The organism is Streptomyces coeruleofuscus (genome assembly GCF_039532725.1).
Taxonomy (GTDB): domain Bacteria; phylum Actinomycetota; class Actinomycetes; order Streptomycetales; family Streptomycetaceae; genus Streptomyces; species Streptomyces coeruleofuscus.
Window position 1 is genome coordinate 338,927 of sequence record NZ_BAAASE010000007.1, and the last position, 23,905, is coordinate 362,831.

General features: G+C 71.3%; 24 protein-coding genes. 15 read left to right on the forward strand and 9 right to left on the reverse strand.

What is annotated here, in order from left to right; genetic code table 11:
* Nucleotides 1–51: 51 nt before the first annotated feature.
* The 9 genes from ABFX81_RS27835 (at nucleotide 52) to ABFX81_RS27875 (ending at nucleotide 8,422) form a co-directional block, all read left to right on the forward strand.
* A complete protein-coding gene (locus ABFX81_RS27835; RefSeq protein WP_086855317.1) occupies nucleotides 52–693 on the forward strand; it encodes an FCD domain-containing protein in 642 nt (213 codons plus the stop codon).
* Nucleotides 694–728: 35 nt separating this feature from the next.
* Nucleotides 729–1,775 (forward strand): 1-aminocyclopropane-1-carboxylate deaminase, encoded by a 1,047-nt coding sequence (locus tag ABFX81_RS27840; protein ID WP_086855318.1) that lies wholly within the window; start codon nucleotides 729–731, stop codon nucleotides 1,773–1,775.
* Nucleotides 1,776–1,860: 85 nt separating this feature from the next.
* Nucleotides 1,861–2,265: a VOC family protein gene (locus ABFX81_RS27845; protein ID WP_086855319.1), complete on the forward strand. Its 405-nt coding sequence runs from the start codon at nucleotides 1,861–1,863 to the stop codon at nucleotides 2,263–2,265.
* 57 nt (nucleotides 2,266–2,322) lie between these two features.
* The gene (locus ABFX81_RS27850) at nucleotides 2,323–3,360 is read left to right on the forward strand and encodes a LacI family DNA-binding transcriptional regulator (protein WP_346138830.1); all 1,038 of its coding nucleotides are present in this window, start codon (nucleotides 2,323–2,325) and stop codon (nucleotides 3,358–3,360) included.
* A 240-nt stretch (nucleotides 3,361–3,600) separates the two neighbouring features.
* Complete coding sequence (locus ABFX81_RS27855; protein ID WP_346138831.1) at nucleotides 3,601–4,893, forward strand: ABC transporter substrate-binding protein; 1,293 nt, start codon at nucleotides 3,601–3,603, stop codon at nucleotides 4,891–4,893.
* Between the two features lies 1 nt (nucleotide 4,894).
* Entirely contained in the window at nucleotides 4,895–5,914 is a 1,020-nt protein-coding gene (locus ABFX81_RS27860; protein WP_346138832.1) for a carbohydrate ABC transporter permease, read from the forward strand.
* Nucleotides 5,904–6,776 (forward strand): carbohydrate ABC transporter permease, encoded by an 873-nt coding sequence (locus ABFX81_RS27865; protein ID WP_346138833.1) that lies wholly within the window; start codon nucleotides 5,904–5,906, stop codon nucleotides 6,774–6,776. The genes ABFX81_RS27860 and ABFX81_RS27865 overlap by 11 nt, the downstream gene beginning before the upstream one ends.
* Before the next feature lie 97 nt (nucleotides 6,777–6,873).
* Nucleotides 6,874–7,440, forward strand: a complete 567-nt coding sequence (locus tag ABFX81_RS27870) for an SbtR family transcriptional regulator (protein WP_086855201.1) — start codon at nucleotides 6,874–6,876, stop codon at nucleotides 7,438–7,440.
* 136 nt (nucleotides 7,441–7,576) lie between these two features.
* Nucleotides 7,577–8,422 carry an alpha/beta fold hydrolase gene (locus ABFX81_RS27875; protein WP_086855202.1) on the forward strand — a complete coding sequence of 282 codons (846 nt, stop codon included), beginning with the start codon at nucleotides 7,577–7,579 and terminating at the stop codon, nucleotides 8,420–8,422.
* A gap of 31 nt (nucleotides 8,423–8,453) precedes the next feature.
* Here the strand turns inward: ABFX81_RS27875 and ABFX81_RS27880 are convergent, their stop codons facing one another.
* The 8 genes from ABFX81_RS27880 to ABFX81_RS27915 form a co-directional block, all read right to left on the reverse strand.
* Nucleotides 8,454–9,662, reverse strand: a complete 1,209-nt coding sequence (locus tag ABFX81_RS27880; protein WP_346138863.1) for a TerD family protein — start codon at nucleotides 9,660–9,662, stop codon at nucleotides 8,454–8,456.
* Nucleotides 9,663–9,726: 64 nt separating this feature from the next.
* The gene (locus ABFX81_RS27885) at nucleotides 9,727–9,948 is read right to left on the reverse strand and encodes a hypothetical protein (RefSeq protein ID WP_086854851.1); all 222 of its coding nucleotides are present in this window, start codon (nucleotides 9,946–9,948) and stop codon (nucleotides 9,727–9,729) included.
* Between the two features lie 72 nt (nucleotides 9,949–10,020).
* Complete coding sequence (locus tag ABFX81_RS27890; RefSeq protein WP_086854850.1) at nucleotides 10,021–11,010, reverse strand: alcohol dehydrogenase catalytic domain-containing protein; 990 nt, start codon at nucleotides 11,008–11,010, stop codon at nucleotides 10,021–10,023.
* Nucleotides 11,007–11,858, reverse strand: coding sequence for an ABC transporter permease subunit (locus ABFX81_RS27895; protein ID WP_086854849.1), 852 nt, complete (start codon nucleotides 11,856–11,858; stop codon nucleotides 11,007–11,009). The genes ABFX81_RS27890 and ABFX81_RS27895 overlap by 4 nt, the downstream gene beginning before the upstream one ends.
* Nucleotides 11,855–12,796, reverse strand: a complete 942-nt coding sequence (locus ABFX81_RS27900) for an ABC transporter permease subunit (RefSeq protein ID WP_086854848.1) — start codon at nucleotides 12,794–12,796, stop codon at nucleotides 11,855–11,857. Before ABFX81_RS27900 ends, ABFX81_RS27895 begins: the two co-directional genes overlap by 4 nt.
* Entirely contained in the window at nucleotides 12,793–14,166 is a 1,374-nt protein-coding gene (locus tag ABFX81_RS27905; RefSeq protein ID WP_086854847.1) for an extracellular solute-binding protein, read from the reverse strand. The genes ABFX81_RS27900 and ABFX81_RS27905 overlap by 4 nt, the downstream gene beginning before the upstream one ends.
* A 78-nt stretch (nucleotides 14,167–14,244) precedes the next feature.
* Nucleotides 14,245–15,012: a DeoR/GlpR family DNA-binding transcription regulator gene (locus tag ABFX81_RS27910; RefSeq protein WP_346138834.1), complete on the reverse strand. Its 768-nt coding sequence runs from the start codon at nucleotides 15,010–15,012 to the stop codon at nucleotides 14,245–14,247.
* A gap of 312 nt (nucleotides 15,013–15,324) precedes the next feature.
* On the reverse strand, nucleotides 15,325–16,134 hold the full coding sequence (locus ABFX81_RS27915; protein WP_346138835.1) for an NAD-dependent epimerase/dehydratase family protein: 810 nt from the start codon (nucleotides 16,132–16,134) through the stop codon (nucleotides 15,325–15,327).
* A gap of 245 nt (nucleotides 16,135–16,379) precedes the next feature.
* Between ABFX81_RS27915 and ABFX81_RS27920 the strand changes: the two genes are divergently transcribed.
* Both ABFX81_RS27920 and ABFX81_RS27925 read left to right on the forward strand, forming a co-directional pair.
* Nucleotides 16,380–17,321 (forward strand): 5-dehydro-4-deoxyglucarate dehydratase, encoded by a 942-nt coding sequence (locus ABFX81_RS27920; protein WP_346138836.1) that lies wholly within the window; start codon nucleotides 16,380–16,382, stop codon nucleotides 17,319–17,321.
* A complete protein-coding gene (locus ABFX81_RS27925; protein ID WP_086853446.1) occupies nucleotides 17,318–18,484 on the forward strand; it encodes a hypothetical protein in 1,167 nt (388 codons plus the stop codon). The genes ABFX81_RS27920 and ABFX81_RS27925 overlap by 4 nt, the downstream gene beginning before the upstream one ends.
* Here the strand turns inward: ABFX81_RS27925 and ABFX81_RS27930 are convergent.
* The gene (locus tag ABFX81_RS27930; RefSeq protein WP_086853448.1) at nucleotides 18,421–19,659 is read right to left on the reverse strand and encodes an MFS transporter; all 1,239 of its coding nucleotides are present in this window, start codon (nucleotides 19,657–19,659) and stop codon (nucleotides 18,421–18,423) included. The two genes, ABFX81_RS27925 and ABFX81_RS27930, sit on opposite strands and share 64 nt — an antisense overlap.
* A 131-nt stretch (nucleotides 19,660–19,790) precedes the next feature.
* Between ABFX81_RS27930 and ABFX81_RS27935 the strand changes: the two genes are divergently transcribed.
* The 4 genes from ABFX81_RS27935 (at nucleotide 19,791) to araD (ending at nucleotide 23,858) form a co-directional block, all read left to right on the forward strand.
* Nucleotides 19,791–20,387, forward strand: coding sequence for a TIGR03086 family metal-binding protein (locus ABFX81_RS27935; protein ID WP_086853450.1), 597 nt, complete (start codon nucleotides 19,791–19,793; stop codon nucleotides 20,385–20,387).
* A 173-nt stretch (nucleotides 20,388–20,560) separates the two neighbouring features.
* Complete coding sequence (locus tag ABFX81_RS27940) at nucleotides 20,561–21,220, forward strand: FCD domain-containing protein (RefSeq protein ID WP_086853452.1); 660 nt, start codon at nucleotides 20,561–20,563, stop codon at nucleotides 21,218–21,220.
* Nucleotides 21,217–22,128, forward strand: a complete 912-nt coding sequence (locus ABFX81_RS27945) for a dihydrodipicolinate synthase family protein (RefSeq protein WP_086853454.1) — start codon at nucleotides 21,217–21,219, stop codon at nucleotides 22,126–22,128. The genes ABFX81_RS27940 and ABFX81_RS27945 overlap by 4 nt, the downstream gene beginning before the upstream one ends.
* Complete coding sequence (gene araD, locus ABFX81_RS27950) at nucleotides 22,125–23,858, forward strand: L-arabinonate dehydratase (RefSeq protein WP_086853456.1); 1,734 nt, start codon at nucleotides 22,125–22,127, stop codon at nucleotides 23,856–23,858. Before ABFX81_RS27945 ends, araD begins: the two co-directional genes overlap by 4 nt.
* Nucleotides 23,859–23,905: the final 47 nt, after the last annotated feature.

Here is a 23,905-nt window from a genome sequence, read left to right on the forward strand (position 1 = left end):
ATCTTGTCCGGGCCCTTGTCCGGGGCGAGGCTGACATCTAACATTTCAGTCATGGAGGCCATCCGGCCCGTGCCCCGGACCCTGCTCAGGGACCGTGCGTACGAGGCGATCCGGGACGCCATCGTGGCCGGGGAGATCGAACCCGGCGCGGTGGTGCGGGACGCCGAGCTCGCGGAGCGGCTGGGGCTGTCCCGGGCGCCCGTACGCGAGGCGTTCTCCCGGCTCGTGGACGAGGGGCTGCTGGAGAGCAAGCCGCAGAGCTACACCCGGGTGACCCCGCTCGTGGCCTCCGACGTCAGGGACGCCGCCGCCGTGGTCGGCGCCATGCACGAGCTCGTGACGCGGGTCGCCGTGCCCCGGCTGGGTGCCGCGGACATCGAGGCGATGCGCACCGCCAACCAGCGGTTCGCCGCCGCCGTCGGCACCGGAGACGTGGACGGGGCCCTGCGCGCCGACGACGCGCTGCACGAGGTCCTCGTCCGGGTGAGCGGCAACCGCGCGGCCGCCGCGACCGTCGCCCGCTACACCCCGCTCATCCGCCGCCTGGAGCGACAGCGCTTCGGCGAGGGCGGCAGCTGCCGCTCGGCCGGACTGCACGAGCGGCTGATCGAGGCCTGCGCGGCCGGTGACGTGGCCGAGGCGGTCCGCGTCACGGCTGAGATCTGGCGAGGGCTCGAAGAGCTCGCCGACTGAGACCGACCGATCCCATCCCGACCCCGGGAGGAACCATGTCCCTTTCCCCGTCTCCTTCCCCTTCCTCGCCCCTTGCCTCGTACGCGCGCTACCCCCTCCTCTTCGGGCCGTCACCCGTGCACCCCCTGGAGCGGCTGACCGCGCACCTCGGTGGCGCCGCCCTCTGGGCCAAGCGCGAGGACTGCAACTCCGGTGTCGCCTACGGCGGCAACAAGACCCGCAAGCTGGAGTACCTGGTCGCCGACGCGCTCGCGAAGGGCTGCGACACGCTCGTGTCGATCGGCGGGGTGCAGTCCAACCACACCCGGCAGGTCGCGGCGGTGGCCGCCCGGGCCGGGCTCAAGTGCGTTCTGGTGCAGGAGAGTTGGGTCGAGTGGCCGGACGCCGTGTACGACAAGGTCGGCAACATCCTGCTCAGCCGCCTCGCCGGGGCCGACGTACGGCTGGTGAGGGCCGGGTTCGGGATCGGGTTCAAGGAGAGCTGGGAGCAGGCGCTCAGGGAGGTCGAGGAGGCGGGCGGCAAGCCGTACGCCATCCCGGCCGGCGCCTCCGACCATCCGCTCGGCGGCCTGGGCTTCGCGGGGTGGGCGTACGAGGTCGCCGAGCAGGAGCGTGAGCTGGGCGTCTTCTTCGACACCGTGGTCGTGTGCTCGGTGACCGGCTCCACCCAGGCCGGCATGGTCGCCGGGTTCGCCGCGCTGGAGGAGGCGGGCGGGCGGCCCCGGCGCGTGCTCGGCGTCGACGCCTCGGCGAAACCCGCCGCGACCCGTGGCCAGATCGCCCGGATCGCGCACGACACCGGGCAGCTCATCGAGCTCAAGCGCGAGTTGACCGAGTCCGACGTCGAACTCGACGAGCGGTACCACGCGGGCACGTACGGCATCCCCGACGAGTCCACCCTGGCGGCGATGCGGCTCGCGGCCCGGACGGAGGGGATGATCACCGACCCCGTCTACGAGGGGAAGTCCATGGCCGGGATGATCGACCTGGTCTCGCGGGGCGAGATCGGCCGCGACTCCACGGTCCTCTATGCCCACCTGGGCGGACAGCCGGCGCTGAACGCGTACAGCGCGCTGTTCTGACGACGCCCGGCCGTTGTCCGGCCCCAGGAATCAACCGGCCGGCGCGTGGGTTGTCGGGGGTTAACCGAACCTCGAAGGAGTCCCTGTGCCCGACGAACCAGCCGTACGAGAACTCCGCCTCGTTGTGACCGCGGACGACTACGACGCCGCGCTGCACTTCTACCGGGACGTGCTCGGCCTGACCGAGCAGGGCGCGTTCGCGTCGGAGGACGGGCGGGTCACGATCCTGGAGGCCGGGCGGGCCACCCTGGAGCTGACCGACCCGAACCACGCCGCCTTCATCGACGAGGTCGAGGTGGGGCGGCGGGTGGCCGGGCACGTCCGGGTCGCCTTCCAGGTGGACGACTCCGTCGCCACCACGGCCAGGCTGGCCGCCGCCGGAGCCGAGGTGGTCGCCGAGCCCACGCGCACCCCCTGGAACTCCCTGAACTCCCGGCTCGAGGCCCCTGGCGACCTCCAGCTGACGCTCTTCACCGAGCTCGACGGCTGAGGGGCCCGCGCGGCCGCCCCTGCCGGGCCGGGCCCGGAGCCGGATAAAGTGCTCAGCGTGTGGACCGACAATCAGCGCGCGGAGCCGGGTGCCGAGCGGCCCGACGGTGCCCGGCGCCGGGCCACGATCCACGACGTCGCACGACTGGCCGGGGTGTCACGGCAGACGGTCTCCCGGGCGGTCAACGACAAGGGTGAGATCGACCCGGCCACCAAGGAGCGGGTCCTGGAGGCGGCCAGGCTCCTGGACTACCGGCCCAGCCGGTTCGCGCGCGGACTCGTCCAGAAGGGCGCGGTGACGGCGGGCCTGGTCATCCCCGACCTGCGCAACCCGTTCTTCCCCGAAGTCGCCGCCGGGGTGCTGGAGGCGGCCGAGCAGCGCGGCTGGCAGGTGGTCGTGTGGGACTCCCGGATCGACGAGGCCAGGGAGCGGCAGGCGCTCGACGTGCTCTCCCACCAGGCGGACGCGGTCGTGGGCTACTTCAAGGACCCGGACGACGTCCTCACCCGGCACCTCGGCGGCGTGCCGCTGGTGCTTCTGGAACGCGGCCCGCAGCAGACCCAGTTCGCGGCCGTGGGCATCGACGCCGCCACCGGAGTCGAGCAGGGCCTGAACCACCTGGTCCGCGCGGGGCACCGCAGGATCGGCATGCTGGACGGCGTGCACGGCCCCGGGCCCCGCAGGCTGGCGTTCCTGGAGCAGGTGCGGCGCCTCGGACTGCCGGTCGACGAGGACTGGGTCGTGGTGTGCCCGGAGCACAGCGTGGCCGGCGGCGAGGACGGTATGGAGCAGCTCCTGGCGGCACGGCCCGGGATCACCGCGGTCTTCGGCTTCAACGATCTGATCGCGGTCGGGGCGATGCGCACCGCCCGCCGCCACGGCCGGAGCGTTCCGGACGATCTGGCGGTGCTGGGCTTCGACGGTCTCTCCCTGGGCGAACTGGTGGACCCCGCCCTGACCACCCTGCACATCGACAAGCGGCAGCTCGGACGGCTGGCCGTGGAGCAGGTGGCCCGGCTGCGCGCGGGTGAGGAGCCGCTGCGGGGCGCGGACGCGTGGGTGGTGCCCGAACTGGTGGTCCGCTCCTCCGCCTGACCCGCCAGGGCAGGGCCCGGCAGATCGTTCCGTGCAGCTCCCTTGACACCGGTTTTCGAGCGTGTCGATACTCGACGGCAACGCTCACGTGAACGTTCACGAACCCAGGAGCCCCCACCGCGAGACCGTCGGCCCGACCACCACGCGGCCCGCCGACATCGTTGTCTTCACTTCCCTCATCAGGGAAAGCCTCCCCCCATCCCCGCGAGATGCGAGTGCGCGCCCATGGATCAGCGAACGATGTCCCGCAGACGCCTGCTGGGGGCCTGTCTCGGGGGTGCGGGGGCGGGCCTGCTCGGACTGACCGGCTGCGGGTCCGCAGGGGGATCGGCCTCCGCCGGCACCGACCACCTCGGCCTCTGGTACTGGAAGGGCTCGCTCAGCGACAAGCTGCTCGCCACCGCCGGGCGGGGCGTGCCGGGGGTGCCCGGACTGCGGGTGCGGGGTTCGCAGATACCCGACGGCGACATCGACTCCAAGGTGCGCACCAGCCTCGCGGCGCGGGCCTACGTGCCGGACGTGACGGTCGTGAACAACGACAACCTCGCCACGTTCTTCCCCGACGAGAACGAGTTCCTCGACCTGCGGGAGCTCGGCGCGGAGTCCGTCCGCGACCAGTACCTCGAGTGGAAGTGGAAGGCCTGCTTCACCCCGACGGGCAGGATGATCGGCTTCCCCCTGGACGCCGGCCCCACCGCGCTCTACTACCGCCGGGACCTCTTCCGGGAGGCCGGACTGGCCCACGAACCGGAGGACGTCGCCGAGGAGATCCCCACCTGGGAGAAGTTCATCGCCGCCGGGCGGACCCTGCGGGCGAAGGGGCCCGGCGAGCCGTACCTGGTGAGCAACATCGGCAACGTCTTCCAGCAGGTCCTGCTCCAGAGCTCCCGGCAGTTCGTGGACGCCGGCAACCGCTTCATCGGCGACCAGGAGCACGTCCGGCGGGCCTGGGACCTGTCCGTGGAGATCCTCCGCCAAGGGCTCAGCGCCAGGATCACGGACGGCACACCCGACTTCAACGCGGCCATGAGCGGAGGCCGGATCGCCACGATGACCACGGCGGTGTGGGCCATCAACGGCCTGAAGGACACCGCCCCGAAGACCTCCGGTTCCTGGCGGCTGACCACCATGCCGGACGGCCCGGCCAACTACGGCGGCTCGTACATGAGCCTGACCCGCTACTGCCGGGACCCCGAGGCGGGCTTCGCCTTCCTGAAGTGGCTGCTCAGCCCGGCGAACCAGCTCGAGAGCTACCAGGAGATGGCCCTGTTCCCCACCACCCCGGCCGCCTACGCCGACCCGGCGATGCACGAGCCCGACCCCTTCTTCGGAGGTCAGCAGCCCATCGACGTCTTCGGCCCGGCCGCGGAGAAGGCCCCCGTCGTCTACTTCAGCCCCTACGAGGAGTCCGCCAACACCCCGTTCTTCCAGGAGCTGACCAATGTGGAAGCGCTCGGCAAGAACCCCGACCGGGCCTGGCGGGACGCCGTGAACACCGCCGAGACCACGCTGTCCCGGGTGGGGGTGAGCTGACATGGCGACGGTTCTCGACCCGGCCGGCGCGCCGGCGGCGAACGAGAAGCGGCCGGCCGGCCGTACACAACCCACCACCCCGGGCGGCCGCAGGCGTCACTTCCCGCCGCTGCTCGCCATCTCCCCGTTCTACGTGCTCTTCGCCGTCTTCGGCGCCTTCCCGATCGTGTTCTCCGTCTACCTGTCCTTCCAGGACTGGGACGGCATCGGCGACATGCGCTACGTCGGGCTCAAGCAGTACGGCTGGCTGCTCCAGGACTCGGTGTTCTGGCACTCGGTGCTCAACACCTTCGAGATCTGGTTCCTGTCCACCGTGCCGATGCTGTTCCTGGCACTGGTGCTGGCGTTCCTGCTGCACTCGCAGGTCCGCTTCGCCGGCGCCTACCGGGTGGCGTACTTCGTCCCCAACGTCACCTCGATGGTCGCCATGACCGTCGTGTTCGGGTCGGTCTTCGCCCAGGCGGGCCTCGCCAACTCGGCGCTGCGGGCGATCGGGCTGGACGGGGTCGGCTGGTTGTCCTCGGAGTGGGGCATCAAGTCGTCCGTCTCCATCATGATCATCTGGCGGTGGGTCGGCTACAACGCGCTGATCTTCCTCGCGGGCCTCCAGGCCATCCCCACCGAGCACTTCGAGGCCGCCCGCGTCGACGGCGCGAACAGCAGGCAGACCCTCTTCCGGGTCGTCCTGCCGCAACTGCGGCCGGTGGTGCTCTTCGCCGCCGTCACCTCCACCATCAACGGGCTGCAGATCTTCACCGAGTCCCAGGTGCTCTTCCAGTCGACCGACGTCGGAACCACGGGCGGACCGGGCCAGGAAGGGATGACCATCGTGCTCTATCTGTGGCAGAAGGCCTTCAAGGAGCACCAGTTCGGCTACGGCGCCGCCATGGGCTGGGTCCTCTTCGCGATCATCGCCGTCTTCACCGTCATCAACTGGCGCCTGGTCGCCGGCTCGGACGACGACCGCCGGCCCGGCATCGCCGGTCTGCTGCGCCGCAAGGGGGCACGCCGTGGCCGCTGAACAGAGGACGACCGGGAGCGCGGGCCTGGCCATCGGCTCCGGCAGCAGGCTCAGCCGCATCTGCGTCCGGGCGGTGCTGCTGCTCGGCGTGCTGGTCTCGCTGTTCCCCTTCTACTGGCTGGTGGTGCTGGCCTCCGGCACCACGCAGGACATCTACCGCTATCCGCCCAAGCTGGTGCCGGGGCCGCATCTACTGGACAACATGGGGCGGGTGCTCGACACCGTCGACTTCTTCGGCTCGCTGTTCAACACCGTCGTCGTCGCCGTGCTCGGGACCGTGCTGGTGCTGTTCTTCGACTCGCTGGCCGCGTTCGCCTTCGCCAAGTACGAGTTCCCGGCGAAGAAGTTCCTCTTCGGCATGCTGCTCGTCACGTACATGATCCCCGCGCAGCTCTCCCTGGTACCGCAGTTCGTGACCATGGCCGAGTTCGGCTGGGCCGGATCCCTGAAGGCGCTGATCATTCCCGGCGCGGCGAACGCCTTCGGCATCTTCTGGATGCGGCAGTACGCCCAGAACTCGCTGCCGGACGAACTGCTGGACGCCGGGCGGATCGACGGCGCCGGCTTCTTCCGCCTCTACTGGACGGTCGTCCTGCCGCTGTTCCGGCCGGCCCTCGCCTTCCTCGGCATCTTCACGTTCATCGGCCTCTGGAACGACTACATCTGGCCCCTGGTCGTCATGATCGACCCCGACAAGGTCACCCTCCAGGTCGCCCTGGCGAATCTCAACATCCTCTACAACACCGACTACTCGCTGGTGATGGCCGGCGCGCTGATGAGCGTCATCCCGCTGATCGTCGTGTTCCTGATCGGGGCGCGGCACTTCCTGCGGGATCTGGCGGCGGGGGCGATGAAGATGTAGGGCGGCGGGTGTGCGGACCTCCGACCGCCGGCCGTTCTCGATAAGGTGCGGAGAGGGTCTCCGGTTCGTGGGTCCCCGGTTCGTGAGGAGTGGCTGCATGGCGCAGGTCAGGCCCATGCGGGCGGATGCTCGGCGCAACTACGAGCGGTTGCTGGAAGTGGCCGCGGAGGCCTTCGCCGAGCACGGGGAGGGCGCGTCGCTCGACGACATCGCCAAGCGGGCCGGCGTCGGCTCCGGCACGCTCTACCGGCATTTCCCGACCCGGCACGCGCTGCTGGAGGCCGCGTACCTCGACCGCGTCGAGGCGATCGCGGCCCGGGCCACCGAACTCGAGGCCGAACTGCCGCCGGGCGAGGCGCTGGGGGAGTGGCTGTACGAACTCGGCGCCGGGATGGTCCGGATGCGCGGCCTCAGGGCCCTGCTGGGCCCGGCCGTCACACAGACCGGCTCCACCGTGGCCACGGCCTGCGGCGACTCGGTGAAGAGCGCGGCGGAGCGCCTGGTCCGGGCAGCGCAGGAGGAGGGCACGCTCCGGCGGGACGTCGAGCCGGTCGACGTACTGCGGCTGGCGCACGGCGTGTCGACGGCGGCGGAGCTGGCGGACGGGGAGGGCGAACACATCCGCCGCTATCTGACATTGCTGACGGAGGGGCTGCGGCCCTGAGACCTCGTGGGGCGTCCCGTTTCGTCGGGCACGGCGTGGGTACTCCGGCCTGGTTCCGTGCCTGACCAGCCAGGAGGCGAGAAGTATCGACGCCCCGAACCACAGGACAGCACACCGGTACGCCGACATCGACGGGATGCGCGTCTTCTACCGCGAGGCAGGTCCCCCGGACGCCCCCGTCGTTCTGCTCCCGCACGGATACCCGTCCTCCTCGTTCCAGTACCGAGCCTTCCTGCCTGCCCTCGCCGACCGGTGGCGGCTCGTCGCACCCGACTTCCCGGGTTTCGGCTACAGCGACACCCCGGACTCGGGGGGCTTCTCGTACACCTTCGACGGGTACGCCGACTTCCTCCAGCGGTTCACCGACACGCTGGAGCTCCGGCGGTACGCCCTCTACCTGCACGACTACGGGTCGCAGATCGGACTGCGGCTGGCGATGCGCGCCCCGGAGCGCGTGGCGGCCCTCGTCGTCCAGAACGGCGACATCTACGAGGACGAACTCGGCCCGAAGTACGGGGCGCTGAAGGAGTACTGGGCGAACCCGACGCCCGAAGGGCGGGCGCGGCTGCTGGAGGCGGTGACCGAGGAGGGGCTGCGCGACGAGTTCGTCGGCGAGATCGACGAGCGGCTCGTCGAACGGATCAGTCCCGACCTGTGGAAGCTGTCCTGGCCGCTGCTGGACTCCCCGCAGCGCCGCGAGATCATGGTCGGGCTGATGGAGGGCCTGCGGGAGAACCTCGACTGGTTCCCGAAGTACCAGACGTACCTGCGGGAGCACCGCCCCCCGACGCTGATCGCCTGGGGCCCTCAGGACGGCTACATGCCCGAGGGCGCCGCCCGCGCCTACTTGCGTGACCTGCCGGACGCCGAGCTGCACCTGCTCGACGGCGGGCACTGGCTGCTGGAGACGCACCTGGAGGAAGTCGTGGCCCTGGTGCGGGACTTCCTCGGCAGGGTGCACACCCGGCAGCCGGCCCACTAGCGCTTCGTCAGGTGGCCGGCTCCGGCCCTGGCTACAGAGACTGAGCCGCCGGCTTCACCATCCCCCTCACCGTGCGGGACTTCACGAAGTCGCCGATCGCCGTCATCTCCCACTCGCCGGAGAACTGGCGGATCAGCTTGGCCATCATCACGCCGGTCTGCGGCTCGGCGCTGGTGAGGTCGAAGCGGACCAGTTCCTCGCCGGTGGTGCCGTCCAGGAGGCGGCAGTAGGCCTTGGCGACCTCGGTGAACTTCTGGCCGGAGAAGGAGTTGACCGTGAAGACCAGGCCCGTGACCTCCTGGGGCAGTCGGCCGAGGTCGACCGTGATGACCTCGTCGTCACCGCCGCCCTCGCCCGTGAGGTTGTCGCCGGAGTGGCGGATCGCGCCGCCCACGATCTGGAGCTTGCCGAAGTAGCAGCTGTCGATGTGGTTGCGCTGCGGCCCGTAGGCGATGACCGAGGCGTCCAGGTCGATGTCCTTGCCGCGGTACGCCGGCTCCCAGCCGAGGCCCATCTTGACCGAGGAGAGCAGGGGGCGGCCGCCCTTGATCAGGGAGACAGTCTGGTTCTTCTGGAGGCTGACGCGGCCCTTGTCGAGGTTGATCTTCCCGGCGCCCGGCGCGGGCGGCGGGGGCGTGGCCGGAGCCGGAGGCGCCGCGGGTGTGGTGACGGGCGGGGCCGGCGGAGCCACCGGCGCCTGCGTCGGGGCCGGCGGCGGGGTCACCGGCTGCTGGGCCGGGGCGGCCGGCTCCTCCACCGAGACACCGAAGTCCGTGGCGATGCCCGCGAGGCCGTTGGCGTATCCCTGGCCGACGGCTCGGGCCTTCCACTGGCCGTTGCGCAGGTAGATCTCCACGATCACCAGGGCCGTCTCGTCACCGAGCTGCGGGGGCGTGAACGAGGCCAGGACGGAGCTGTCGTCCGCGCTGCGGATCGTGGCCGTCGGTTCGATGCCCCGGAAGGTCTGGCCCGCGGCGTCCGGGCTCGCCGTGACGACGATCTTCTCGATGCCGGGGGGCACGGCCGTCGTGTCGACCACGATCGCGTCGGGCGTGGTGCCGCCGCCCGAGCGGTAGGTCACGCCCGGGCCGGACGGCTGGTTGTAGAAGATGAAGTCGTCGTCGGAGCGCACCTTGCCGTCGGCGGTGAGCAGCAGGCCCGATACGTCGAGCCGCACCGGGGCGGCGACGTCAACCGTCACGCGGGCGGCGGACAGGGGGATGTTCGAGCCGGGGGTCATAGCTGTCATGCCGGGTGAACGATCGAGGCGGTTTTGCCGTTCCCTTACCCGGCGCCCATTCGGGTCAGCGACGGTTGCGCGGGTGATCACGGGCGGTGCGTTCGTTGCCCCGCTTGTAGTTCCCGGTCCAGCGGGCCATGACGAGCTGGGGGTCGGAGGCCTCGACCTCGGCGATGAACTGCTCGGCCCGGGGGCCGTTCAGCGTGGTGGCGGGGCGGCCGTGGTGGGTGATGCGGACCGTTCCGCCGGTGTGCTGCTCATAGCTGAATCCGTGGGGTCGTGGCATGCCGTGAGCGTAAGGGGGCGGGGGCGGGCGTCACACCGGATTTCGCTGCCCCCGCCCACAGCGGTGTGTTCCCTACGGCACGACCACGATCTTGCGGCCGACCCCTGACGCGAACTGCTCCAGCGCCTCCGGGTACCTCTCCAGCGGGATCCGGTCGCTGATGAAGACGTCGGGGTCGAGGACCCCGTTCGCGAACAGCTCGGCCGCCCGCTCGAAGCTGTGCAGCACCGCCATCGAGCCCGTGATGGTGATCTCCTGGTTGTAGATGCGGTACGGGTCGATCGTCACGCGGGTCGCGTAGTCGGCCACGCCGAACTGGAGGAACGTGCCGGCCTTCGCCACCCGGTCCAGGCCGTCCTGGATCGCCGCCGCGTTGCCCGTGGCGTCGACGACCAGGTCCCAGCCCTGCGGGCGGTCGAGTTCGTCCGGATTGGCCGCCGACGCCGAGACGCCGAGGCGGCGGGCCGTCTCCAGGCGGGCCGGGTTCACGTCGACGACGTCCACGCTCGCCGCACCCGTGCGCTTGGCCAGCTCCAGCATCATCAGGCCCATCGTCCCGGAGCCGTAGATCAGGACGTGCGCGCCGAGGCGGGACCGGAGCACGTCGTAGCCGCGTACCGCGCAGGACAGGGGCTCCACCAGGGCCGCGTCCTGCGTGCGGACGTGCTCGGGGAGCTTCACGCAGTTCGCCACGGGGGCGAGGGCGTACGTCGCGGCCCCGCCCGCCGTCGTGACGCCGATCGCCGCCCAGCGTTCGCAGAGGTTGTTGTGGCCGGTGCGGCAGTAGCGGCACTCGTAGCAGTACAGGGAGGGGTCGACGGCGACCCGGTCGCCCACCGACACCTCGGTGACCCGGGTGCCGACCCCGACCACCTCGCCCGCGAACTCGTGCCCGGGCACGATCGGCAGCTTGGGGGCGAACTCGCCCTGGAGGATGTGCAGGTCCGTGCCGCACAGCCCGCAGGCCGCGACCTCGACGACGACCTCGCGCGGCCCTGGCGTCGGGTCCGGGACCTCGGCGACGACGGCCCTGCCCACGGACTCGATGACGGCGGCCTTCATTTGACGGCTCCCAACGACAGGCCCTGGACGAGCTTGTCCTGGGCGGCGAACCCCGCGGCGAGCACCGGCAGGGAGATGACGAGCGACGCGGCGCACACCTTCGCCAGGAACAGGCCCTGGCTGGTGATGAAGCCGGTCAGGAAGACGGGGGCGGTCTCGGCGACCACGCCGGTCAGCACCCGTGCGAAGAGCAGTTCGTTCCAGCTGAAGATGAAGCAGATCAGGGCGGTCGCCGCGATGCCGGGCAGGGCGATCGGGGCCACCACGCGCGCGAGGACCGTCGGCAGCCGTGCCCCGTCCACCCGGGCCGCCTCGATCACCGCGACCGGGATCTCGGCGAGGAACGACTGCATCATCCACACCGCGATCGGCAGGTTCATGGAGGTGTAGAGGATGACCAGCAGCCAGATGTTGTCGAGCATCCCGGCGTTCTTGGCGAAGAGGTAGATCGGGAGCAGGCCCGCGACCGCCGGCAGCATCTTCGTGGAGAGGAAGAAGAACAGGACGTCCGTCCACTTGCGGACGCGGTTGATCGACAGCGCGTACGCCGCCGGGAAGGCCAGCAGCAGGACCAGCAGGGTCGAGGCCACGGACGCGACCGTGGAGTTGATCAGCGCCGGCCAGGGGCTCGCGCCGCCGCCGGCGCCGAAGAACTCGCGGTAGCCGTCCAGGGTCAGGGCCGCCGCGAAGGACGGCGGGTTGGTCGCGGCGTCCTGCTCGGAGTGGAACGACGTCAGCGCCATCCACGCGATGGGCAGGAAGAACGCGATGCCGAGCAGCCAGGCCAGCAGGCCCAGGCCCGCACCCTTGCCTCGGACACGGCTCACACGCAGGGCGGTCGTGCTCATGCGCCGGACACCTCCTCGCGGAACAGGGACGACACGACGCGGAGGGCGAAGGTCGCGATGATGATCGAGCCGATGACCACCAGGACGCCCGCGGCCGAGGCGAGGCCGTTCTCGTGGGCCTGGTAGAAGCTCTGGTAGACGGTGTAGGGGAGGTTGGCGGTGCCGAGGCCGCCGGACGTGATCGTGAAGACCGCGTCGAAGTTCTGGACGATGTAGATCGAGCCCAGCAGGGCGCCCAGTTCGAGGTAGCGGCGCAGGTGCGGGAGCGTCAGGTGGACGAAGATCTGCCAGTCGCTCGCGCCGTCGACCCGGGCGGCCTCGATCTGCTGGTGGTCGCGGCTCTGGAGGCCGGCCAGCAGGATCAGCATCATGAACGGCGTCCACTGCCAGACGAGCGACGCTTCGACCGCGAGCAGCGGGGTGTTCGAGATCCAGTCGGGCTGTGGGCCGCCCACATAGTGCAACAACCCGTTGAACAGGCCGTATTCGGGGTTGTAGAGCACATGCTTCCAGAGCAGGGCCGCCGCGACCGGTACCACCAGGAAGGGTGCGATCAGCAGCGTCCGCACGATGCCCCGGCCGCGGAACCTCCGGTCCAGCAGCAGCGCCAGGACGAGTCCCAGCACCAGGCTGGCCAGGACCACCGCCACCGTCAGCAGGACGGTCGTCCACACCGACTGGCGCAGGTCCGCGTCGGTGAGGACCTCCTGGTAGTTGTCGAGGCCCGTGAAGTGCCGGGCGTCGGGATAGAGGGAGTTCCAGTCGAAGAAGGAGATCACCAACGTGGCCACGAAGGGCAGCTGAGTGACGACGATCATGAAGATCAGGGCCGGGAGCAGCGGGGCGCGGGTCGCCCAGGCGCGCAGGCGGGCGGAGGGCCGGCGGACCGGGGCGGGCGTCTCGGGAGCGGCCAGGGGGGCCGTTGTCGTGGCGGTCATCGTCCCTCGTACTCCTCGGAGATCTTCTCGGCGAGCGCCTGCGACTTCTTCAGGGCCGACTCGACGGACTGGCGTCCGGCGATGGCCGCGCTGATCTCCTGCGAGACCTTGGTGCCGAGGTCGGTGAACTCGGGGATGCCGACGAACTGGATGCCGGGCGCGGGCCGCGGCTGCACCCCCGGATCGCCCGGCCGGGCCCCCTCGATGGCCTCCTTGGTCATCTCCTGGAAGGCGGCGGCCTCCTTGCGGTAGTCGGCGTCGGCGTACGTCGACGCCCGCTTGCCGGCCGGGACGTTGGACCAGCCGATCCGGTCGCCGACCAGCTGCTCGTACTTCTTGCCTGACGCCCAGGAGACGAACTTCCAGGCGTCGTCGGAGTTGCGGGAGGCCTTCTGGATGCCCCAGGCCCAGGTGTAGAGCCAGCCCGAGGAGTCGGTCTTCTCGACCGGGGCGGGGGCGTAGCCGACCTTGCCCTTGACCGGGGAGTTCGCCGCCTCCAGGGATCCGGCCGCGGAGGTGGCGTCGTACCACATGGCGACCTTGCCCTGGGTCATGTTGTTCAGGCACTCGGCGAAGCCGGCCTGGGCGGCGCCGGACTCGCCGTGCTCGCGGACCAGGTCGACATAGAACTTCGTGGCCTTCTCGAAGGCGGGGGAGTCGAGCCGCGCCTTCCAGTTCTTGTCGAACCAGGTGCCGCCGAAGGTGTTCACGACGGTGGTCAGGGGGGCCATCACCTCGCCCCAGCCGGGCAGGCCGCGCAGGCAGATGCCCTTCATGCCCGGTTCCGCGCCGTCCGCCTTCGCCGCGAGGTCCGCCACCTGCTGCCAGGTGGGGCGCGCGGGCATCGTCAGGCCCTTCTTCTCGAACACGTCCTTGCGGTACATCAGGAACGACGACTCGCCGTAGAAGGGCTGGCCGTAGAGCTTGCCGTCGTCCCCGGTGAGGGACTGGCGCATCGGCTTCAGGATGTCCTGCTCGTCGTAGGCCGGGTCCTTGGCCAGATAGCCGTTCATCTCGTGCAGCCAGCCGTTGCGGGCGTAGATCGGTATCTCGTAGTTGGACAGCGTGGCGACGTCGTACTGGCCGGCCTGGTTGGCGAAGTCCTGGCTGATCTTGTCGCGGACGTCGTTCTCGGGCAGGACGGTGAAGTTGACCTTGATGCCGGTCTCTTCGGTGAAGTGCGCGCGGGTGAGCTTCTGGAGCTCGACCATCTGGGGGTTGTTGACCATCAGGACGTTGATGGCGTCGCCGCCGGATCCGGCCCCGCCCGCCCCGACCCAGCAGCCGGAGAGCAGCGGGGCGAGCAGCGTCCCTGCGGCGGCCATGGCGAGCGTGGCTCGCGGTGGCCGTCGTCGGCTCTGGGTTCGCATGGATCGCTCCTGGATGTAAGGGGAGATATGGGGCATGGCAGGGCGTGGCTGAGCCCTGTGGGGACGGGGATCGGTGGGTCAGACGCGGATGACCTGTGGGCCGAGCAGTGAATAGCGGTGGGCCTCGGCCGCCGGGAGGAGCGTGCTCGTCACGATCGTCTCCAGCGCGCCGACCTCGGCGAACCGGCAGAAGCTGACCGCTCCGAACTTGGTGTGCACGCCCGCGAAGACCGTGCGGCGGGCGGCCCGCACCGCCTGGGTCTTGACCTCGCTGACGGCCGGGTCGGGGGTGGTGAGGCCGTGTTCGCGGGAGATGCCGTTGGCGCCGATGTACGCCAGGTCGACGACGAAACCGGCCAGCATCTTCGTCGTCCAGTGGTCGACGGTGGCGAGGGTGCCGGAGCGGACCCGGCCGCCGAGCAGCAGCACGGACACGCTGTCGGTCTCGGCGAGGGCGCCGGCGACCGGCAGGGACGCGGTGACCACGGTCAGCGGCCGGTCCCGGGGGAGTGCCTCGGCGATGAGCTGGGGGGTGAAGCCCTCGTCGACGAAGACGGTCTCGGCGTCGCCGAGCAGGTCGGCGGCGGCGGTCGCGATGCGGCGCTTCTCGGGGACGTGGCTGGTGGCGCGGAAGGCGAGCGTCGTCTCGAAGCCGGCGCTCTCCACCGGGTAGGCGCCGCCATGGGTACGGCGGAGCAGGCCGTGGTCCTCCAGGACACGCAGGTCCCGTCGTACGGTTTCCTTGGCCACGCCCAGTTCGGCGGCGAGGGCGGTGACGTCGACGGAGCCGGCGCGCCGCGCGGCCAGCACGATCTCGCGCTGGCGTTCTTCCGCGGTTCTGGTCATGGCCGTCACCCGCCTTCCTGCTGTGCTGCCCGTTCGGGCCCTCGGTCGGGCCATGGGGGAATTTCTACAGCGGGTGTTCCATGGCGACCAGGTCTGTTGCGGAAGTGTTCCTGCCCGTGTGTGCCCGTTCGGTCCTGGAGATGCGCGGCGTGTCGCAGGCCGGTCGTGGGCGTCTGCGGCTGCGTCGTGGCTGGTCGCGCGGTTCCCCGCGCCCCTGAGGGCGCTGCCCGGCCGCATCCGGGCCGTGCCCGTATGCCCGAGCGGGCGGGCCCGTTTCCTGCCCGCCCGCCCTCTCGCGACGAATCTTTCCGGTCAGTACGGCCAGATCGGCGGGTCCGTCACGAAGTGGCCGCCGAGGTAGGCGTGCGCCTCGTTCTCCGGGTCCAGCTCGCCCTGCTCGGCGATGAGCTTCTCGGCCCACGGCTCGGAGTCGTCCTGCGGCTCGTAGCCGAGCGCGCGGGCGGTGGTGAGGTCCCACCACAGCCGGGTGTTCGCGGAGGAGCCGTGGACGACGGTGTGGCCGACGTGCTCGGCGGTCAGGGCCGCGTGGAAGAGGCGGGCGCCGTCGGCGGGGCTCATCCACACCGAGAGCATGCGCACGCTGGTCGGCTCGGGGAAGCAGGAGCCGATCCGCACCGAGACCGTCTCCAGGCCGTGCTTGTCCCAGTAGAGCTGCGCGAGGTCCTCGCCGAAGCACTTGGACAGGCCGTAGAAGGTGTCCGGGCGGCGGGGGGTGTCGACCGGGATCAGGGGGTCGTCGCCCTGGGGGCGCGGGGTGTAGCCGACGGCGTGGTTGGAGGAGGCGAAGACGATCCTGCCGACGCCCTCCTCGCGGGCGGCCTCGTACAGGTGGTAGGTGCCCTCGATGTTCGCCTTGAGGATCTTCTCGAAGGGGGCTTCCAGGGAGATGCCCGCGAGGTGGATGATCGCGTCGACGCCGCGGACCGCCTCGCGCACGGCGTCCTTGTCGGAGAGGTCGGCGGTGATCGCGTCCGGGGCGCCCTCGATCGGCCGCATGTCGAGCAGACGCAGCTCGTAGCCGTAGTCCGGGAGCAGGCCCCGCATCAGGGTGCCGAGGCCGCCGGCGGCGCCGGTGAGCAGGACGGTGCGGGGAGCGGGCATCCTCGGTCTCCTTGAATCTCCCACCGTGCGGATGGGTGCACGGCATCCGTGCAGATGAGTGCACGGCATTCATATGCGTGGACACGCTAAGGATCTGGGGCGGAGCCCGTCAAGTATGCCGCGGAAAGAGCGAATCCGCTGGTGCGTGGCGGGTTCGCGCGCTTGACCGGCGTCGAGGCGGCGCCTTAGCGTGGGGTCGTTCAGAGATATAGACGGCAATCATGAATATGGAACCGGGAGAGCTCGTGACGTCAGCCCCTCTCGCCGCTCGACTCGACATCCCCAGCGGACCGCTGTTCTTCCCGGTCACCGCCTACGGCCCCGACGGCTCCGTGGACCTCGACACCTACCGCGCGCACGTGCGCCGCGGGGTCGAGGCCGGAGCGGCCGCCGTGTTCGCCTGCTGCGGCACCGGCGAGTTCCACGCGCTGACGCCCGAGGAGTTCGAGCGGTGCGTCCGGGCGGCCGTCGAGGCGGCCGAGGGGCGGGTGCCGGTCGTCGCGGGCGCCGGGTACGGCACCGCGCTCGCCGTGCGCTACGCCCGCCTCGCCGAGGCGGCCGGGGCGGACGGGCTGCTCGCCATGCCGCCGTATCTCGTCGTCGCCGGGCAGGAAGGGCTGCTGCGGCACTACCGGGAGATCGCCGCCGCGACCTTGCTGCCCGTCGTCGTCTACCAGCGCGACAACGCGGTCTTCACCCCGGAGACCGTCGTCGAACTGGCCCGCACGGACGGGATCATCGGCCTCAAGGACGGGCTCGGCGACCTCGACCTCATGCAGCGCATCGTCAGCGCCGTACGCTCCGAGGTCACCGGCGACTTCCTCTACTTCAACGGCCTGCCGACCGCCGAGCAGACGCAGCTCGCCTACCGCGCCCTCGGTGTCACGCTCTACTCGTCCGCCGTGTTCTGCTTCGCGCCCGAGATCGCCCTCGCCTTCCACCAGGCGCTCCGCGTCGGCGACGACAGCGTGGTGGAGAAGCTGCTCGACGGCTTCTACCGCCCCTTCGTCGAACTGCGCGCCCAGGGCCGCGGCTACGCCGTCGCCCTCGTGAAGGCCGGCGTGCGGCTGCGCGGACTGGACGTGGGGGAGGTACGGCCCCCGCTGCACGAGCCGACCGAGGATCATGTCAAGCAGCTCGCCGAAGTGATCGAGCGCGGCTACGCGCTGCTTGAGGAGGCCAAGTGAAGGCATCGGCATTCGTCTACCCCTGGGACGTCAACGGGGACCCGGAGGCGCCCGCGCGGATCGCCGCGCTCGGCGTGCAGCAGGCGACGCTCGCCGCCGCCTACCACTCCACGCGCGCGCTCACGCCCCGCCACCCGCGCCACCGCGTCGTCACCGCCGAGCACGCCGCCGTGCTGTACCCGGCGGGCGACCGCTGGGCCGGGCGGGAACTGCGCCCCTACGCGGCCGGTGACTGGGCCCCCGGGGACGCCTTCGGCGAGGCGGCCACGGCGCTCGCGGACGCCGGGCTGGAGGTGCACACCTGGGTCGTCCTCGCGCACAACTCCCGCCTGGGAGCCGAGCACCCGGACACCTCGGTCGTCAACGCCTACGGCGACCGCTACCCCTGGGCGCCGTGCATCGCGCAGCCCGCCACGCGCGCGTACCTGACCGACCTGGCGGCGGAGGCGGCCGTACGGCCCGGGGCGCGCGGGACCGAGCTGGAGTCCCTCGGCTGGTACGGCCTCCAGCATCTGCACGCCCACGACAAGACCGGCGGCGTCGGCCTGGGTGACGCCGGGCAGTACCTGATGGCGCTGTGCTTCTGCCCGGCCTGCCGGGAGGGCTACGGCCGGCACGGCCTGGACGCCGACGAGCTGGCCGCCGCGGTACGGACCGCGCTGGAGCCGGTGTGGCAGGGGGTGACGCCCTCCGACGGAGGCTGGACGGGCGTCGAGAAGCTCCTCGGCGAGACGCTCGCGAACACCACGCGCGCGTACCGAGACGCGACCGCCCGCACGCTCCAGGAGGAGGCCGTGGCGGCGGTACGGGCGGCCGCACCCGACGGCTTCCAGGTGCTGCTGCACGCGGACCCGGTGTCCTACCACGTCGGCGCCAACCCAGGGGTCGACCCGGCGCACATCCTGTCCGTCGCCGACGGGGTGGTCGTACCCTGCGCGGGCGGCACCGGCACCCTGACGCCGTTCGCCCGGCAGGGCAAGGCGGGCGCGGTCATCGCCGCCAACTTCACCGTCGTCTCCGGCATGGGCGGCAGCCCCGGCACGCTCGCCGCCGACGCAGCCGAGGCACGGCGGCTCGGCGCCAGCGAACTGCGGCTCTATCACGCCGGGTTGGCGTCCGACGGCGACCTGGAGACGGTCCGCTCCGCTCTCGCCGGGTTCTGAACCAGCAGGGCCGCCGTCACCAGCAGGACCACGCCCAGGGCCACCAGCACCAGCCGGTGGCTCACCAGCTCGACCAGGGCCGCCCCGGCGGCGAGCCCGACCACGTTCGGCGTGTACACCAGCGTGTTGGCGGTGGCGGTGACCCGGCCCAGCAGCGCATCCGGCGTCTCGCGCTGCACGGACGTCAGCGTGGCGATCAGCACGGCGGGCAGCCCCGCCCCGATCGCCGCGCTGCCCACCAGCGCCGACGGGTCGGACGGCACCGCCCGCAGGGCCACCGCGAGCGCCAGCAGGGCGATGCCGAACGCCGCGAAGCGCCGCTCGCCCAGGCGGCGCAGGGCGGTGCCGGAGAGCAGTCCGACCGCGATCGACCCGGCGCCCTGTGCGGCGTACAGCACACCGGCGTACGCGGGGGAGCGGCCGAGGTCGTCGACGACGGCGTAGAGCATCGCCCCGTTCAGGCCGGCGCACAGCATGGTGGCGCCGCCCGCCAGGACCAGGGGGCGCAGCACGGGGTGCGCCCACAGGTGGCGGGCGCCCTCGGCGGTCCGCTCCCGGCGGCTGCCGGTGGGCGGCGCCGGTTTCTCCTCCCGTACCCGCAGCGCCGCGTACAGGCCCGTGGCCAGGACGAACGTCGCCGCGTCCAGGAGGGCGACGCTCGCGCCGCCGTACGCCGCGTACAGGCCCGCGCCCGCCGTCGGGGCCAGGAGTTTCATGCCCTCGTTGGCCGTCATGCGCAGGCCGTTGAAGTCGCCGAGCAGGGACCGGTCGACGGCGGTCGCGACCAGTGCCGACTCGGCCGCGTCATGGACGACGCCCGCCGCGCCGTATACGAACAGCACGGCGTAGAGCAGCCAGAGATCACCCGGGGCGTCGACGGCCACGAGAGTGAGCAGGAGCGCGGCCAGCAGCAGGTTCAGGCCGATCAGCAGCGGTTTGCGGCGGACCCGGTCGGCGAGGGTGCCCAGCAGCGGGCCGCCGAGGGCCGGCAGCCACAGGGCGAGCACGCACAGCGCGGCCAGGCCGTCCGAGCCGGTGAGGTCCTTGACCCACACCCCGGACGCCAGCCACAGCGCCGAGGTGCCGAAGCCGGAGACCACCACGCCGGAGAGGCAGAGCCCGGCGTCGCGGTCGCGCAGGACACGTACCACGGGCCAGGTCGTTCTGTTCGTCATGCCTGGTCATCGTGGTTCTAAGGCCCGTGAGCGGGAATCGGGAAAGTGCCGTAGAAAACGGGCGGCCGGACGATGAGTTCCGCGGTCGCCGTCGGTCTACCTCCCAGGAACGAAACCAGGAGGAACAGCGGATGACCGACACCACCCCGACCCTCGACCTCGGGCCGCAGACGGCGGTCCTGGCGCGCCTGGCCGAAGGCGTCACCGACGAGCAACTGGCGGACCCGACGCCCTGCCCGGAGTACGCGGTGCGCAACCTGCTGGGCCACCTGGTCGGGCTGACCGTCGCCTTCCGTGACGCCGGCCGCAAGGACCTGGGCGCCACGACCGACACCAGCCCGGGCTCCGCGCTCCCGGACATCGGGCCCGGCTGGCGCGAGGAGCTGGCCAAGGTCCTCGCCGAACTGGCCGAGGCCTGGCGCGACCCGGCCGCCTGGACCGGCATGACCCGGGCCGGGGGCGTCGACCTGCCCGGCGAGATCGCGGGGCTCGTCGCCACCGACGAGCTGGTGATCCACGGCTGGGACCTGGCCCGCGCGACCGGCCGGCCGTACGCCCCCGACCCGGCCGCGCTCCAGACCTGCCACGACTTCCTCGCCGCGTCGGTCGACGACCCGAGCCGGGGCGAGATCTTCGGTCCCGTCGTCCCCGTCGGGCCGGACGCGCCCCTGCTGGACCGGGCGGTGGGGCTGAGCGGGCGGGATCCGGGGTGGAAGCCCGGGTCGTAGAAGGCTGGAAGCCCAGGTCGTAGAAAGCGATTGCTACTTCCTTCGTCAGAAGCATTGACGAAACAAACGCGCCCTCTTAACGTCATCGCGTCGTACTTCGTACGTCATATATGAGACGCGATACGCGAGATCCGATACGCGATCCCCAGGGACGCGAGATCCGAGAGGCGCGCATGACCTCTGTGCCCACGCCGATCCCCTCCCGCACGCAGTACGTGCTGGAGGGGATCAAACACCGCATCCTCACCGGGCAGTTGACGCCCGGCCAGGCGCTGGTCGAGACCGAGCTCGCCGCGCAGTTCGGGGTGTCGAAGACCCCGGTGCGCGAGGCGCTCAAGACCCTCGCCGGGACCGGGCTGGTCGTGATGAGCCAGTACAAGGGCGTCACGGTGCGCATGGTGGACGCGGACATGGCGCGCGAGGTCTACGACGTCCGGCTGCTGCTGGAGCCCGAGGCGCTGAAGAGGGCCGTGCACCGCGGGGCCTCCCTGGAGGCCGCCCGCGATGCCCTGACCAGGGCCGACGCCGCCACCGACACCGCCGAACGCTCCCTGGCCAACCGGGAGTTCCACCGCGCCCTGTACCTGCCGTGCGGGAACCCGCTGCTCGGCCGGATGCTCGACGAGGTCCGCGACCAGGCCGCCCTCGTCTCCGCCGTCGCGTGGGCCGCCTCACCCTCCTGGGAGCGGGAGGCCGGCGAGCACCGCGAAATCCTCCGGCTCGCCCTCGACGGCGACGCCGACGGCGCGGCCCGCGCCCTCCACTCCCACATCGCGTCCTTCGTGCAGCGCGCTTTCCCCCAGGCGGGACTGGAACAGGAAGGTCAGGAATGAGCAGCGTGGCGTTCGAGACCCAGCGGGCGGCCCTGGCCGACGTGGTGGCGATCCCGGTGACGCCGTTCGCCGAGGACGGCTCCGTCGAGCAGGACACCTACCGGGCCCTGCTGCGCCGCCTGCTCGACGGCGGCATCACGACCCTCACCCCGAACGGCAACACCGGCGAGTTCTACGCGCTGACCCCCGAAGAGCGGCGTCTGGTCACGGAGCTGACGATCGAGGAGGCGGGGGAGCGGGCCGTCGTCCTGGTGGGCGTCGGACACGACATCCCGACCGCCGTCGCGTCCGCCCGGCACGCCCGTGAGCTCGGCGCCCGGATGGTGATGGTCCACCAGCCCGTCCACCCGTACGTCTCGCAGGCCGGCTGGGTCGACTACCACCGTGCCATCGCCGAGGCCGTGCCCGAGCTGGGCGTCGTGCCGTACATCCGCAACGCGCAGCTCACCGGTGCCCGGCTCGCCGAACTCGCCGACACCTGCCCGAACGTCATCGGCGTGAAGTACGCCGTCCCGGACGCCGCCAAGTTCGCCGCCTTCGCCCGGGACGCCGGGCTGGAACGGTTCGTGTGGGTGGCCGGCCTCGCCGAGCCCTACGCGCCCTCCTACTTCTCCGCGGGCGCCACCGGCTTCACCTCCGGGCTCGTCAACGTCGCCCCGGCCGTCTCCCTGAACATGATCGAGGCGCTGCGCTCCGGCGACTACCCGGCCGCCATGAAGGTCTGGGAGCAGATCCGCCGCTTCGAGGAACTGCGTGCCGCGAACGGCTCCGCCAACAACGTCACCGTCGTCAAGGAGGCACTCGCCTCCCTCGGGCTGTGCCGCCGCGAGGTCCGCCCGCCGAGCAGGCCGCTGCCCGAGGGCGAGCGCGCCGAGGTCGCCGCCATCGCCGCCGGGTGGTCGATATGAGTACACCCAGGAAGCGTCCGGAGGACCTGCGCAGCCACCAGTGGTACGGCACCGAAGGGCTGCGTACCTTCAGCCACCGCGCCCGTACCCGTCAGCTCGGCTACCTGCCCGAGGAGCACCTCGGCAAGCCCGTCATCGCGATCCTCAACACCTGGTCGGACATCAACCCCTGCCACGTGCACCTCAGGGACCGCGCCCAGGCGGTCAAACGCGGTGTCTGGCAGGCGGGCGGTTTCCCGCTGGAGTTCCCGGTCTCGACCCTGAGCGAGACCTTCCAGAAGCCGACCCCCATGCTCTACCGCAACATGCTCGCCATGGAGACCGAGGAGCTGCTGCGGTCGTACCCGGTCGACGGGGCCGTCCTGATGGGAGGCTGCGACAAGTCCACGCCCGCCCTGCTCATGGGCGCGGCGAGCGCGGACCTGCCGGCGGTGTTCGTGCCGGCCGGGCCCATGCTGCCGGGCCACTGGCGCAACGAGGTCCTCGGTTCCGGCACCGACATGTGGAAGTACTGGGACGACAAGCGGGCCGGTGTCATCGGCGACTGCGAGATGCAGGAGCTGGAGAGCGGCCTCGCCCGCTCGCCCGGCCACTGCATGACGATGGGCACCGCATCCACCCTGACCGCCGCCGCCGAGGCGCTCGGCGTCACGGTCCCGGGCGCCTCCAGCATCCCGGCCGTCGACTCCGGGCACGACCGCATGGCCGCCAAGGCGGGGATGACGATCGTCGAACTGGTCCACCAGGACCGGAAGCTGAGCGACATCCTCAGCGCCGACGCCTTCCACGACGCCGTGACGACCGTGCTCGGCCTCGGCGGCTCCACCAACGCCGTGATCCACCTGATCGCCATGGCCGGCCGCGCGGGCGTCCGGCTCACCCTCGACGACTTCGACCGCATCGCCCGTACGGTCCCGGTGCTGGCCAACGTACGGCCCGGCGGACAGACGTACCTGATGGAGGACTTCCACTTCGCGGGCGGCCTGCCCGGGTTCCTCTCCCGGATCACGGACCTGCTCCACCTGGACCGGCCGACCGTCTCGTACGACACGCTGCGGGAACAGCTCGCCGGCGCGCAGGTGCACAACGACGACGTCATCCGGACCCGGGACAACCCGGTCGCCGCCGAGGGCGGGGTCGCCGTGCTGCGCGGCAACCTCTGCCCGGACGGCGCCGTCATCAAGCACATCTCCGCCGAGCAGCACCTGCTCAAGCACACCGGACCCGCCGTCGTCTTCGACGACTACAAGACCATGCAGCGCACCATCAACGACCCGTCGCTCGGCATCACCCCCGACCACGTGCTCGTGCTGCGCAACGCCGGTCCCAAGGGCGGCCCGGGCATGCCCGAGTACGGGATGCTGCCCCTGCCCGACTACCTGCTCAAGCAGGGCGTCCGGGACATGGTCCGCATCTCCGACGCCCGGATGAGCGGCACGAGTTACGGCGCCTGTGTGCTGCACGTCGCGCCCGAGTCGTACGTGGGCGGACCGCTCGCCCTCGTCCGCACCGGCGACTCCATCACCCTGGACGTCGAGGCGCGCACCCTCCACCTCCATGTGGACGACGAGGAGCTCCAGCGGCGCAGGGCGGACTGGACGCCGCCGCCCATCCGGTACGAGCGCGGCTACGGCGCGCTCTACAACGAGCAGATCACGCAGGCCGACACCGGCTGCGACTTCGAGTTCCTGGCCCGTCCGGGCAAGGTGCAGGACCCGTACGCGGGCTGAACCCACGCGCCACCCACGCACGACGGCACCACCCACGCACCTCGGCA